The 13555-nt window shown below is 69.8% G+C and carries 9 protein-coding genes; 4 read left to right on the forward strand and 5 right to left on the reverse strand.

Annotated features, from left to right (window positions below; genetic code table 11):
• Window positions 1-4: 4 nt before the first annotated feature.
• From clpB to dnaK, 5 genes are all read right to left on the reverse strand, one after another.
• Complete coding sequence (gene clpB, locus AC0VYL_RS01675; RefSeq protein ID WP_475482117.1) at window positions 5-2614, reverse strand: ATP-dependent chaperone ClpB; 2610 nt, start codon at window positions 2612-2614, stop codon at window positions 5-7.
• A gap of 91 nt (window positions 2615-2705) precedes the next feature.
• Window positions 2706-3332 carry a heat shock protein transcriptional repressor HspR gene (locus AC0VYL_RS01680; RefSeq protein WP_475482118.1) on the reverse strand — a complete coding sequence of 209 codons (627 nt, stop codon included), beginning with the start codon at window positions 3330-3332 and terminating at the stop codon, window positions 2706-2708.
• Window positions 3329-4486: a molecular chaperone DnaJ gene (gene dnaJ, locus AC0VYL_RS01685; RefSeq protein ID WP_475458365.1), complete on the reverse strand. Its 1158-nt coding sequence runs from the start codon at window positions 4484-4486 to the stop codon at window positions 3329-3331. The genes AC0VYL_RS01680 and dnaJ overlap by 4 nt, the downstream gene beginning before the upstream one ends.
• Before the next feature lie 168 nt (window positions 4487-4654).
• The gene (grpE, locus tag AC0VYL_RS01690; protein WP_475458367.1) at window positions 4655-5383 is read right to left on the reverse strand and encodes a nucleotide exchange factor GrpE; all 729 of its coding nucleotides are present in this window, start codon (window positions 5381-5383) and stop codon (window positions 4655-4657) included.
• A 44-nt stretch (window positions 5384-5427) separates the two neighbouring features.
• Entirely contained in the window at window positions 5428-7296 is a 1869-nt protein-coding gene (dnaK, locus tag AC0VYL_RS01695; RefSeq protein ID WP_475482119.1) for a molecular chaperone DnaK, read from the reverse strand.
• A 532-nt stretch (window positions 7297-7828) separates the two neighbouring features.
• On the opposite strand from dnaK, the gene AC0VYL_RS01700 reads away from it, so the two are divergent.
• The 4 genes from AC0VYL_RS01700 (at window position 7829) to AC0VYL_RS01715 (ending at window position 13518) form a co-directional block, all read left to right on the forward strand.
• On the forward strand, window positions 7829-10048 hold the full coding sequence (locus AC0VYL_RS01700; RefSeq protein ID WP_475458371.1) for a (Fe-S)-binding protein: 2220 nt from the start codon (window positions 7829-7831) through the stop codon (window positions 10046-10048).
• A gap of 170 nt (window positions 10049-10218) precedes the next feature.
• Entirely contained in the window at window positions 10219-10818 is a 600-nt protein-coding gene (locus tag AC0VYL_RS01705; RefSeq protein ID WP_475482120.1) for a TetR/AcrR family transcriptional regulator, read from the forward strand.
• Window positions 10819-11552: 734 nt separating this feature from the next.
• Window positions 11553-12554 (forward strand): ABC transporter ATP-binding protein, encoded by a 1002-nt coding sequence (locus tag AC0VYL_RS01710; RefSeq protein ID WP_475458375.1) that lies wholly within the window; start codon window positions 11553-11555, stop codon window positions 12552-12554.
• A 115-nt stretch (window positions 12555-12669) separates the two neighbouring features.
• A complete protein-coding gene (locus AC0VYL_RS01715) occupies window positions 12670-13518 on the forward strand; it encodes an ABC transporter permease (protein WP_475458378.1) in 849 nt (282 codons plus the stop codon).
• Window positions 13519-13555: the final 37 nt, after the last annotated feature.

Consider the following 13555-nt stretch of genomic DNA (forward strand, 5'->3'; position numbering starts at 1 on the left):
CCGGTCAGACCGCTTGGTCCGCCTTGCGCGTGCTCACCGTCAGCCGTTCGCGGGAGTCGTTGACATCCACCTGGATGGAATCCCCCTCGGTCAGCTCACCCGAAAGCAGCTCGCGGGCGAGCGGGTCCCCGATACTCGACTGCACCAGGCGGCGCAGCGGCCGCGCACCGTAGTTCGGGTCGTATCCCGTCAGCGCCAGCCACTCGCGGGCCGCCGGGGTCACGTCCAGCGCCAACTGCCGGTCGGCCAGACGGCGGGCCAGCTTGTCCACCTGGAGGTCGACGATCCTGGTCAGGTCCTCGGTGGAGAGCGCGTCGAACATGATCACGTCGTCCAGGCGGTTGAGGAACTCCGGCTTGAACGTGGCCCGCACGACGTCCATCACGCGTTCCCGGCGGGTGGCCTCGTCCAGCGACTGGTCCACCAGGAACGGGGAACCGAGGTTGGAGGTGAGGATGAGGATGGTGTTGCGGAAGTCCACCTGACGGCCCTGGCCGTCGGTGAGGCGACCGTCGTCCAGCACCTGGAGCAGGGTGTCGAACACCTCCAGGTGGGCCTTCTCCACCTCGTCCAGCAGCACCACCGTGTACGGGCGGCGCCGCACGGCCTCGGTGAGCTGGCCGCCCTCCTCGTAGCCCACGTACCCGGGGGGCGCTCCCACCAGGCGCGACACCGAGTGCTTCTCCGAGTACTCGCTCATGTCGATGCGCACGATCGCGCGCTCGTCGTCGAACAGGAACTCGGCCAGCGCCTTGGCCAGCTCCGTCTTGCCCACGCCGGTCGGACCGAGGAACAGGAACGACCCCGTGGGGCGGTCCGGGTCGGAGATCCCCGCCCGAGCACGGCGCACCGCGTCGGACACCGCCTGGACGGCGTCCCGCTGCCCGATCAGCCGCTGCCCCAGCTCGTCCTCCATGCGCAGCAGCTTGGAGGTCTCGCCCTCCATGAGCCGACCCACGGGGATACCGGTCCAGGAGGAGACGACGTCGGCGATCTCGTCGGCGCCCACCTCGTCCTTGACCATGGTGTCCCCGGCGTTGGCCTCGGCGTTCTCCTCGGCCTTGGACGCCTCCTCGACCTGCTTCTCCAGCTGCGGGATGTCCCCGTACATCAGCCGGGAGGCCTCCTCGAAGCGGCCCTCGCGCTCGGCCAGCTCCGCCTTCGTGCGCATCTCGTCCAGCTGGCCCTTGAGGTCACCGACCCGGTTCAGCCCGGCCTTCTCCTGCTCCCAGCGGGCCACCAGGCCGGTGAGCTGCTCCTGGCGGTCCGCGAGGTCGGCGCGCAGCCGCTCCAGCCGCTGTTGGCTCGCGGGGTCGGACTCCTTGTCGAGCGCCATCTCCTCCATCTTGAGGCGGTCCACCGTGCGGCGCAGTTCGTCGATCTCCACCGGGCTGGAGTCGATCTCCATGCGCAGCCGGGACGCCGCCTCGTCGATGAGGTCGATCGCCTTGTCCGGCAGGAACCGCGCGGTGATGTAGCGGTCGGAGAGCGTCGCGGCGGCCACCAGGGCGGAGTCCGAGATCTGCACCTTGTGGTGCGCCTCGTAGCGCCCCTTGAGGCCGCGCAGGATCGCGATGGTGTCCGCGGCCGACGGCTCGCCCACCATGACCTGCTGGAAGCGGCGCTCCAGCGCGGGGTCCTTCTCGATCTTCTCCCGGTACTCGTCCAGGGTGGTCGCGCCCACCATGCGCAGCTCGCCCCGGGCCAGCATGGGCTTGAGCATGTTGCCCGCGTCCATGGCGCCCTCGGCCGCGCCCGCGCCCACCATGGTGTGGAGTTCGTCGATGAACGTGATGACCTGGCCCTCGGACTCCTTGATCTCCGAGAGCACCGCCTTGAGCCGTTCCTCGAACTCGCCCCGGTACTTGGCGCCCGCCACCATCGCGGACAGGTCGAGGCTGATCAGGCGCTTGCCGAGCAGCGACTGCGGCACGTCTCCGGCCACGATGCGCTGCGCCAGACCCTCGACCACCGCGGTCTTGCCCACGCCGGGCTCACCGATGAGCACGGGGTTGTTCTTGGTGCGGCGGCTCAGGACCTGGATGACCCGGCGGATCTCGCCGTCCCGGCCGATGACCGGGTCCACCTTGCCCTCGCGGGCGCGCTCGGTGAGGTCCACACCGAACTTCTCCAGCGACTGGTAGGTGTCCTCCGGGTTCTCCGAGGTGACCTTCCCGGTGCCGCGCACCCGCTCGAAGGCCTCCAACAGCGTGTCCGGGGCGGCACCGGCCTCGTTGAGCAGGCGGGCGGCCTCGCCGCCGTCGGTGGCCAGCCCGACCAGCAGGTGCTCGGTGGAGACGTACTCGTCCTCCATCTGCTGCGCGCGCTGGGCGGCGGTGTTGATGGAGACGATGAGCTGGCGCGAGGAGGACGGTGAGCTGACCGTCGAACCGGCTGCCTTGGGCAGGGCGCCGATGGCGGACTCGACCTTGTCCTTGAGCTGGTCGGGGCTGGCGCCGACCTCCTTGAGCAGCGGTCGGGTGATGCCCTCGGCCTGGTCGAGCAGGGCGTTCAGCAGGTGCAGCGGTTCGGTCTGCGGGCTGCCGTCGGCGGTGGCCTCACGGATCGCGGCGGCCAGGGCCTCCTGGCTCTTCCGCGTGAGCTTGTAGTTCATGTCCGGTTACCCCTTCCACAGAATCTGTTACTCAGAGTGATCATGCGGGGGCGTCTGAGACCGTTCCCCGAACGGTGGCCCCCCGGGTCCGTCAGCCCTGGCCCGGACCGCTCCGGCCGGTGTCGTCCCGACCGGCCTGACCGCTCTGGCCGCCCGGCCCTCCGGAGCCCTGGCCGCCCGTTGGGCCGCCCTGGCCCTGGCCGCCGGGGCCGCTCTGGCCCTGGCCGCCGGGGCCGCTCTGGCCACTCGGCCCCTGACCACCGGGGCCGCCCTGGCGGCCCTGGTCGGGGTCCTCGGGCTCGGCGGTGTTGAAGATCGTGACGCGGGTGCGACGCACCAGCTCCCCGCGCACCGGCCCGCCCTCGGGACGGGCCGGACGGCCCCGCCGGGACACCGCCCGGCGGGCCGCCTCAAGCTCGTTGGCCAGGTGGAACGCCTGCTCACGCAGCTGCTCCACCTCGTGCTGCAACTCCAGGATCCGCTTGATCCCGGCGAGGTTGATGCCCTCCTCCTGCGACAGGCGCTGCACCTCGCGCAGCGTCCGTACGTCGCGCATGGAGTACCGGCGGCCCCGGCCGGACGTGCGGCCCGGAGAGACGATCCCGAGCCGGTCGTACTGCCGCAGCGTCTGCGGATGCATCCCGGCCAGCTCAGCGGCCACCGAGATCACGTAGACCGGTGCGTCGGCGCCGAAGGCAGGATCGTTCACGTTGTTCACGCGCCCTTCGCCCGCGCTTCGAGCCCGTCGCGCGGGTCGTAGTCGGAGGTCGCCGCGCGGAACTTCTCCAGGGCCTCGCGGGCCTCGCCGTTGAGTGTCCTGGGCACGTCCACCTCGAAGGTGACCAGCATGTTCCCCGTGGTGCCGTCCTTGCGGGTGGCGCCCTTGCCGCGGACCCGCAGCGTGTGCCCGTTCCGGGTGCCCGGCGGCACCTTCACGGTCACCGGGAAACCGCTGAGGGTGGGGACCCGCACCTCGGCGCCCAGGGCCGCCTCGGGGAAGGTCACCGGGACCGTGATGGTGACGTTGTCGCCGCTCCTGCCGAACACCGGGTGTCCCTTCACGTGGACGACGACGTAGAGGTCACCGTTGGGGCCGCCGTGCTCGCCGGGGGCGCCCTTGCCCTTGAGGCGGATGCGCTGGCCGTCACTGACACCGGCCGGAATGCGGGTCTGGATGGTGCGGGTGCTCTTGCCGCGCCCGCTGCCGGTGCAGGTGGGGCAGGGGTCGTCGACCACGAGGCCGCGTCCCTTGCACTCGCTGCACGGCTCGGACAGCGAGAAGCCGCCCAGGTTGGTGCTGTCGTGCCCGGTGCCGCTGCACTTGGGACACATGCGCGGGGCCGTGCCGGCGCGCGCTCCCGTGCCCTTGCACGTGGGGCACGGGGCCTCGCTGCTCAGCTGGAACGAACGGGTCACCCCGTCCGCGGCCTCGCGGAAGCTCAGTGTGGTCTCGGTCTCGATGTCGGACCCGCGCCTGCTGCGGGTGGCGGTGCCACCCCGCCCGCGGTTGCCGAACAGTCCGCCGAAGAGGTCGCTCAGGCGTTCCCCGCCCGCGGCCCCGCCGCCGGTGCTCTGACCGAAGATGTCGCTCATGTCGAACCCGCCGGGCCCGGCGCCGCCGGGCCGGTACGACCCGCCGAACATGGAGCGCGCCTCGTCGTACTCCTTACGGCGCTTCTCGTCCGAGAGGACGTTGTACGCCTCGGAGATCTCCTTGAAGCGGTCCTCGGCCTGGGGGTCGTCGGTGTTCGCGTCCGGGTGGTTCTCCCGGGCCAGCTTGCGGTAGGACGACTTGATCTCGTCCTTGGAGGCCGTCTTTGAGACTCCCAGGACCTTGTAGTAGTCCTTCTCCAGGTAGTCCTTGGTGCTCATCGACTGGTGCCTTCTCCCGCTGGTGCCGGTTGCGTCCGATGTTTCCACGTGGCCCCGTACCGCTGGGGTGCCGGGGGCGACCCGGAGCCGTGACCGACGTTCTCACGTCGGCCACGGCCGGGTCATGTCCGCCCCGGGCCTTCCGCTGTCGCTTCGGCCCGGATCGGGTTACTGCTTGTCCTCGCCGCTCTCGGCGGTGGAGTCGTCGGCGTCCGAGGACGTGTCGGCGGACTCGTCGTCCCCCGCGCCCTCCAACGGCTCACCGACCACCACGCGGGCGGGGCGCAGAACCCGCTCACCCATGCGGTACCCAGGCTGGAACACCTCGATCACCGTCTGGACGGAGATGTTCGGAACCGGAACCAGGGTGAGCGCCTCGTGGACGTTCGGGTCGAACTCGTCGCCCTGCTCCGCGTAGCGCTCCAGGCCCAGCTTGGTGGCCGTGGCCTCCAGGGCCTCACCCACCGCCTTGAACCCGCCGTTGAGCTCGTCGTGCTCACGGGCCCGGCCGATGTCGTCCAGGATCGGCAGGAGTTCACCGACGACCTGGGCGGTGGCCACCTCGCGGACGGCCACGCGGTCGCGCTCGACACGCTTGCGGTAGTTGGCGTACTCCGCCTGCACCCGCTTGATGTCGTTGGTGAGCTCGATGACCCGCTCGTCCGCGTTGATCGCCTCGGTCACCACGGACTCCGGGGTGTCCGGAACCTCGGGGACGTCCTCGATCTCGGCCTCGACGACCTCGGGCTCCTCCTCGGCGGCCGTGGCCTCCTCGGCGGACTCGCCCTCGGGCGTGCGGACCTCACCGGTCTCGGGGTCGATCCTGCGGTTGTCGCGGATCACCGGACCCTGGTCCTCGTCACCCGTCTCCGGGTTGTTCTTGTCCGACGGCGCCATGTCCGACGCTCCCTCCTTCCTCAGCCGTCTCCGGCCGTCGCGGGTCAGGAACCCTGGTTGCCCTTGCCGTTGCCGTTGCCGTTGTCCTCGTCGACGATCTCGGCGTCGACCACGTCGGCGTCCTCGGTGGAGGAGTCGGCGTTCTCGGAACCGGGCTGGGCGGCGTCCTCACCCTGCTGGCCCTGGCTGTAGATCGCGGAACCGATCTTCTGGCTGGCCAGCGCGACCTTCTCGCTCGCGGAGCGGATGGCCTCGGTGTCGGTGCCCTCCAGAGCGGTCTTCAGCTCGGCGACGGCGGTCTCGGTCTCGGAGCGGACGTCCGCCGGGATCTTGTCCTCGTTGTCCTTGATGACCTTCTCGGTCTGGTAGACGAGGGACTCGGCGTTGTTGCGGACCTCGGCCTCCTCGCGGCGCTTGCGGTCCTCCTCGGCGTACTGCTCGGCGTCGCGGACCATCTGGTCGATGTCGTCCTTGGACATGGCCGAACCACCGGAGATGGTGACGGACTGCTCCTTGCCGGTGCCCAGGTCCTTCGCGGTGACGCTGACGATGCCGTTGGCGTCGATGTCGAAGGCGACCTCGATCTGCGGGACGCCGCGCGGCGCCGGGGGCAGACCGGTCAGGTCGAAGACGCCCAGCTTCTTGTTGTACTGGGCGATGTCACGCTCGCCCTGGTACACCTGGATCTGCACGGACGGCTGGTTGTCGTCGGCCGTCGTGAAGATCTCGGAGCGCTTGGTCGGGATGGTCGTGTTGCGCTCGATGAGCTTGGTGAACACGCCGCCCTTGGTCTCGATGCCCAGGGAGAGCGGGGTGACGTCCAGCAGCAGGACGTCCTTGACCTCGCCCTTGAGCACACCGGCCTGGAGCGCGGCGCCGATGGCCACGACCTCGTCCGGGTTGACGCCCTTGTTGGGGTCCTGGCCGCCGGTCATCTCCTTGACCAGCTCCGCGATGGCGGGCATACGGGTCGAGCCACCGACCAGAACGACGTGGTGGATCTGGTCCAGGCTGATCCCGGCGTCCTTGATGACCTGCTGGAACGGGGTCTTGGTCCGCTCGACCAGGTCGGAGGTCAGCCGCTGGAACTCGGCGCGGGTGAGCTTCTCGTCCAGGTGCAGCGGGCCCTCGGCCGAGGCCGTGATGTAGGGCAGGTTGATCTGCGTCTCGCTGGAGCTGGAGAGCTCGATCTTCGCCTTCTCGGCGGCCTCGCGCAGGCGCTGGAGCGCCATCTTGTCCTTGGCCAGGTCGACGCCGTTGGAGTTCTTGAACTTCTCCACCAGCCAGTCGACGATCGCCTGGTCCCAGTCGTCGCCGCCGAGGTGGTTGTCGCCGTTGGTCGCCTTGACCTCCACGACGCCGTCACCGACCTCCAGGAGGGAGACGTCGAAGGTGCCGCCACCGAGGTCGTAGACGAGGATCGTCGCCTCGTCCTCCTTCTCCAGGTGGTAGGCGAGCGCGGCCGAGGTCGGCTCGTTGATGATGCGCAGGACGTTCAGGCCCGCGATCGTGCCGGCCTCCTTGGTGGCCTGGCGCTGCGAGTCGCTGAAGTACGCCGGGACGGTGATGACCGCGTCGGTCACGTCCTCGCCCAGGTAGGCCTCGGCGTCGCGCTTGAGCTTCTGGAGGATGAAGGCGCTGATCTGCTGCGGGTTGAACGTCTTGTCGTCGATCTGCACCGACCAGTCGGTGCCGATGTGACGCTTCACCGAGCGGATGGTCCGGTCGACGTTGGTGACGGCCTGACGCTTGGCCACCTCGCCGACGAGCACCTCACCGTTCTTGGCGAAGGCCACGACCGAAGGGGTGGTGCGGGAGCCCTCGGCGTTGGTGATGACCGTCGGCTCGCCACCCTCAAGGACCGCGACACACGAGTTCGTCGTACCGAGGTCGATTCCGACCGCACGTGCCATGGTTGTTTCCTCCGTCAAAGTTGAGTCGTTCAGGCGTAAGTTTGCTTCGTCGGGTTGGGGCTGTCAAGTCAGTTGAGTCGACCCCACTCAAGTTACTTCCTACGACCTGACAACGGGTGGCCTCGCGGGGATGTTCCCGACCTGGGGTGATTTCACGAGGGGAGTGGGTGAACCCCGGGACAACTCGGGGACATCCTTGACCTGGAAACCAGGGGCGCCGGGGGTGTCTCGGGGTCGCCCTCCGGGGTGTGTCGCGCGGTCGGGTGTCGCGACACGGCCGCGGTCCGGTCCGGGGCCGGGTGGCCCGCGCCGTGCCCCCGGTCCGCTTTGATAGGAGTGCGCGGTGTGTTCGGGGAGGCTCGGGCGCACCCGCGTGAGGGAGGTCGCGTCGCGACTGGCTACGGTGGCACCCGCCGCCGCGTGGTTGGGCTCCGGGCCGGTGGCCGCCGTGCTATTACTCGCTAGTAACATCAATAGGACCACCGGTGTGTGGCGCACCGGGTGACAGAAGCAGGATGGGAGGCCACGGACGATGCATCCTCTGTACTTGACGCTGGGCATCATCACCTCGGTCTTCGCCGTGGCCGCGCTTGCCACGTTCGCTCTGGGCAGTTACCAGATCTGGCGAACCGTGAGTGTGGGCCGAGCGGTGGAGCCGGAGCGCACGGAGTCGCTGGGCAAGCGGCTCACGATGACGCTCATCGAGATCCTCGGACACACGAGGATGCTCAAGCGGCCGTGGGTCGGTGTGGCCCACTGGTTCGTGATGGTCTCGTTCCCGCTGCTGTTCTTCACGGTCGTCGAGGCCCAGGGCGAGGTCTTCGACCCGCACTTCAAGCTGCCGGTCATCTACGACTGGACGGTCTTCGGCCTGGCGATCGAGTTCATCGCCGCAACCAGCCTCGCGGGCATCGTGGGTCTGACGATCTACCGTCTGCTGAACGGCCCCCACCGCAAGGGCCGGGACTCCCGCTTCTACAACTCCAAGACGTGGACCGCGTACTACGTCGAGGCCTATCTGTGGGGCCTGCTGATCTCGATCTTCGTGATCCGCGGCCTCAAGGTCGCCATCGGTGACTTCCCCTTCCCGGCCTGGGCCACCCCGATCTCCCACGCCGTCGGCACGATCCTGCCGAGCGACGCGGCCGTGGCCGAGCCCGCCATCGCTCTGGTCGCCGCGTTCAAGCTGATCATCAGCTACCTGTTCTTCGTGGTCCTGTTCTTCAACCTCACCATGGGTATCGGCTGGCACCGCTTCGTCGCGCCGTTCAACATCTTCTTCAAGCGCAACGCGGACGGCACCCCGACCCTCGGTGCCGCCAAGCAGATGATGGACGCCTCCGGAAAGAAGCCCCTCGACTTCGAGGAGGCCGACCCGGACGAGGACCCGTTCGGCGCGGGCAAGCTGGAGGACTTCACCTGGAAGGGCCTCCTCGACTTCACCAGCTGCACCGAGTGCGGCCGCTGCCAGTCCCAGTGCCCCGCCTGGAACACCGGCAAGCCCCTCTCCCCGAAGAAGGTCATCCTCGACCTCCAGAAGCACACCTACGAGAAGGCCCCGTACCTCCTCAAGGGCATCACCGAGGAGACCCTCGCGGAGGCACCCGACGAGAGCCACGCGGGCGTCGACGTCCTCGCCCTCCTCAACAAGCCGCTGGTCGGCACCGAGGAGGAGGGTGGCGTCATCCACCCCGACGAGCTGTGGTCCTGCACCAACTGCGGTGCGTGCGTGGAGCAGTGCCCGGTCGACATCGAGCACATCGACCACATCCTGGACATGCGCCGCTACCAGGTCATGGTCGAGTCCAACTTCCCGTCCGAGGCCAACACCCTGCTCAAGAACCTTGAGAACAAGGGCAACCCCTGGGGTATGGCCGAGGACCGGCGCATGGACTGGATCGAGGAGCTCGCCTCCCAGGAGAACCCGGTCGAGGTCCCGGTCGTCGAGGACAAGCTCCCCGAGGGCACGGAGTACCTGTTCTGGGTCGGCTGCGCCGGTGCCCTGGAGGACCGCGCCAAGAAGACCACGAAGGCCATCGCGGAGCTGCTGGACATCGCGGGCGTGAAGTTCGCCGTCCTGGGCGGCATGGAGGCCTGCACCGGTGACCCGGCGCGCCGCCTCGGCATGGAGTACGTCTTCCAGATGCTGGCCCAGCAGAACGTGGAGACGCTCAACGAGGCCGGGGTCACGAAGATCGTGGCCAGCTGCCCGCACTGCTTCAACACGCTGGCCAAGGAGTACCCGCAGCTCGGTGGGACCTACGAGGTCATCCACCACAGCCAGCTGCTGGCCAAGCTGGTCGAGGAGGGGCAGCTCACCCCGGTGAACTCGATCGACGAGAACATCACCTACCACGACCCGTGCTTCCTGGGCCGCCACAACAAGGTGTACACGCCCCCGCGCGACATCATGGCGCAGGTGCCCGGCGTCAAGACGCAGGAGATGCACCGCCACAAGGAGCGCGGCTTCTGCTGCGGCGCAGGCGGCGCCCGCATGTGGATGGAGGAGCGGATCGGCAAGCGCATCAACACCGAGCGTGTCGACGAGGCGCTGACCACCAACCCGGACACCGTCTCCACCGCGTGCCCGTTCTGCCAGGTCATGCTCGGTGACGCGATCAACGAGAAGAAGTCGGCGGGCGAGGCCAAGGAGTCGCTGGAGGTCGTCGACGTCTCCCAGCTGCTGCTCCGTTCGGTCAAGGGTGACAACCCGGCCGCGGGCGGCGAGGAGAAGGAGACCGCCGACGCCTAGCGTCCTTCCCGCGCCGGGGTGAGTCCCGGCGGGGTCGCGATCCGCGTTCGAGGGGGCGGGGTGCCACGAGCACCCCGCCCCCTCTCGCGTGTCCGGGGGACGGACCCTTGGCGATACGACCGTACCGATACGCGGGCTCCAAGGCGGCGGTCCTGTGCCAGAATGACGGTGTGCCGAAGGTCGTAGACAGGGAAACCCGACGGGGCCGGGTCGCTGAGGCGATCCACCGCATCGCCGCCCGGGAGGGGCTTGAGGGCGTCAGCGTCCGGGTGGTCGCCGCCGAGGCGGGGCTGTCCGCCGGGGCGGTGCAGCGGGAGTTCGCCACCAAGGACGAGCTGCTGCACTTCGCGCTGCGCGCCTCCGTCGATGAGGTGACCGCCCGCTTCGGCCGGTTCCGGGTCGGGCCGGAGAGGCTCACCGTCGCTGAGGGCCTGCGGCTGGTGCTCCTGGACCTGTTGCCCACCGACGGGCGGCGCTGGGCCCAGACACGGATCTGGGCCGCCTACTACGCCCGCGCGGCGGTGGACCCGGTGTTCGCCGGAGTGCTGGCCGAGCTGGACGCCCAGGCCAGGGCGAACCTGCGCGCCGTCCTGGAGTACGCCCGGGACCAGGGGGAACTCGCCTCCGGGCAGGAGCCGGAGGCCGCGGCGGAGCTGCTGATGGTGCTCGTGGACGGCCTGTGGCTCACCTGTGCCCGCCTGCCGGAGGGCGCCGACCTGGCCCCTCAGCGCGCGGCGGTCGAGTCGGCGGTCCGCCTGGTCGCCGGCTGAACCGGGACGACCCTCCGGGGCTGCGGCGGAGCCCGGAGCCCGGTTGTGCGCGTCTCGAACGGGTCGGGAGCGAAACGGTCTGTGCACGATTGGTGTCCTTGGTCCCGGAAGGCGGTTCGGAGGGGGATCGTTCCTTCGGGGGTGGCCCTGACCAGTGTCTTTCTCCGGGTGAAGGAATTCCGTGGAGATGTCGGCACGCCATTTCCCCGACCGGGGATCGGCCCCGTGGATCGCATTTCCCTGGGGTGGCGAGCATGCCTGTCCTGCCTGATCAGCGGGGGCGCCGGGCGTAGGGCCGCCGATGTCATTCGCACCGGCGTTCGGTCTGCGCCCAACGCGGAGATGGCACCCCCGGGACGATGTTTCCCAAGAAGAAGGCAACCAATACTCGGGAGTTCGGAATCCCGGCGCCGGGAATTGCCACATTCCACGGACGCGCCCGATCGGAGTCGTGTAGAACGTTGGTGACCGCCGGGGGGCCGCGCCCGACATCGTGTCGACGGGCGCGGCCCCGGCCGGTGGCGTCGGCCGCGTCCGTAGGTGAGTTGTCGAAGGGGCACGTACGGGCGCGGCCGTGTTCCCGTGGCCCGGCGGAGGGGGCCGGACCAAGGGGACGGAACGCGGACGGGGCCCCGGGATGACATTTGTCAGCGACGGGGGCGGATGAAGTGTCATCAGTGACGGGTGACAGCGACGTCTGTCAGCCGGGGCCCGGTTCGCGGGACTCTGGGGCCATGACGACGACAGAGCACACCGGACCGGCCGCCGCCACCCAGGACCCCACGTCGACCACGGGTCCCTCCGTGGTCGTCAGCGACCTCCACCAGCGCTACGGCGACTTCGAGGCGGTCAGGGGGGTCTCCTTCGAGATCCGCCCCGGCGAGCTCTTCGCCCTGCTCGGCACCAACGGCGCGGGGAAGACCACCACCATCGAGACGCTGGAGGGCTTCCGCCGACCCAGCTCCGGAACGGTCCGCGTCTTCGGGCAGGACCCCTTCGGCCAGCCCGCCGGGGTGCGGGAGCGGGTCAACGCCGTCCTCCAGGGCAGCGGGCTCATGGAGGACCTGAGCGTCGACGAGAGCCTCAGGCTCACCAGCGACCTCGCCGCCTCGCCCCGGGACGTCGAGGAGATCCTCCAGCTGATCGACCTCACCGACAAGCGCGCACTCCGCGTCCGCCAGCTCTCCGGCGGGCAGAAGCGCCGCCTGGACCTGGGCTCGGCGCTGCTCACCCGGCCCGAGGTCCTCTACCTCGACGAACCCACGACCGGCATGGACCCCGAGGCGCGGCACGAGACCTGGCGGATCATCAACGACCTCAAGGAGAGCGGGGTGGCGGTCCTGCTCACCACGCACTACCTGGAGGAGGCGGAGCGCCTCGCGGACCGGCTCGCCATCATGCACCGGGGCGAGATCCGGGTGGAGGGCACCCTGTCCGGGGTGCTCGCGGGCTGGGGCGACCGGGTCAGCTTCCTGCTCCCCGGCGACGTGCGCACCTCCGACCTGCCCGACGTGGCCGGAGCCTCGATCGAGGTGGAGACCCGGGACCAGGAGCTGTGGGCCACCTACACGGTCACGGGCGGGGACGTGGCCGAGCGCGCCCACCGCGCCGTCGCCGCGCTGGTCGCGTGGTCCGCCGAACAGGGGGTCGTCCTCCAGCACCTCCAGGTGCGCGGCGCCTCCCTGGAGGACGTCTTCCTCCAGGTCGCGGACGGCGCCGCCGACCTCCTCACCTGAGGAAGCAGGCCGGGCACGCCGCCCGACCCGGACGGCACCCGCCCTCGCGAACCCACCCCGTCACCGGGACCACGCGCCGCAGCGCGACCCCGGCACCAGAACCAGGAGAGACTCCATGAGCACGACCACCACCCGGCCCCCGGCCCGTGCGGCCGAACGGACCGCGCCCGGCACCCTGAAGCGGACCCTGCGCCTGGCCCGCACCGAGTTCACCCTCTTCGTGCGGTACAAGACCGCGCTGATGTACCTGGTGCTGCCGCTGGTCCTCTTCGCGCCGATGCTGTCGACGCCCAGCGCGCCGGCCTTCGGGGGCTTCACCACCCACGAACTGGCGCTGGCGTCGGCCGTCATCGGTATCGGTCTGATGCTGGGGATCGGGCACCCCTCGAACGTTTTCGCCGCGCGCCGTGAGTCGCTGGTCCTCAAGCGGCTCCGGGTGAGCGGGATCCCGCAGACGGCGATCTTCGGCGGCGTGACGGTGGTCGTCGTCCTGTTCTCCCTGGCGATGACCGCCCTGGTCCTCGGCGCGGTCGCCGCCTTCGGGGGCAACCTGCCCGCCGACCCCGTGATGCTGGTGGTCGCGGTGCTGCTGAGCTCCGTCGCGATGACCCTCGTGGGCTTGCTGATCACGCCGCTGGTGCGCAGCGCTGAGTCGGCGCAGATGTTCTCGGTGGTCCCCATGATGGGGCTCCTGATCACCGGCGGGGTGTTCCTTCCACTCGAACTGATGCCCGAGCCCGTCCGCATGGTCGCGCAGGTCCTTCCGGTCGCCCCGGCCGCCGAGATGGCGCAGGCCGCCTTCACCGGCTACGACGTGTTCGGCGGGTACGAGGCCGCGGAGGCGGTGGGCGCCGCCGCCCTGTGGGGCAGCGCTCTGCCGTCGATCGGCGTGATGCTGGCCTGGATCGTGGTGCTGTCGCTGCTGGTCCGCCGCTACTTCAAGTGGGACCCGCGCCAGCCCTAGGGCTGGCACCGGAGGGGCGGAGCCGGGCGGCCGGGAC

It is taken from the genome of Nocardiopsis sp. iso_238 (assembly GCF_056173325.1).

Bases quoted from the DNA above. Each gene is read 5' to 3' on its own strand.
- dnaJ (WP_475458365.1), bottom strand. From the start codon at position 4,486: ATGAGCACCAAGGACTACCTGGAGAAGGACTACTACAAGGTCCTGGGA.
- AC0VYL_RS01710 (WP_475458375.1), top strand. From the start codon at position 11,553: ATGACGACGACAGAGCACACCGGACCGGCCGCCGCCACCCAGGACCCC.
- dnaK (WP_475482119.1), bottom strand. From the start codon at position 7,296: ATGGCACGTGCGGTCGGAATCGACCTCGGTACGACGAACTCGTGTGTC.
- clpB (WP_475482117.1), bottom strand. From the start codon at position 2,614: ATGAACTACAAGCTCACGCGGAAGAGCCAGGAGGCCCTGGCCGCCGCG.
- AC0VYL_RS01715 (WP_475458378.1), top strand. From the start codon at position 12,670: ATGAGCACGACCACCACCCGGCCCCCGGCCCGTGCGGCCGAACGGACC.
- grpE (WP_475458367.1), bottom strand. From the start codon at position 5,383: ATGGCGCCGTCGGACAAGAACAACCCGGAGACGGGTGACGAGGACCAG.
- AC0VYL_RS01700 (WP_475458371.1), top strand. From the start codon at position 7,829: ATGCATCCTCTGTACTTGACGCTGGGCATCATCACCTCGGTCTTCGCC.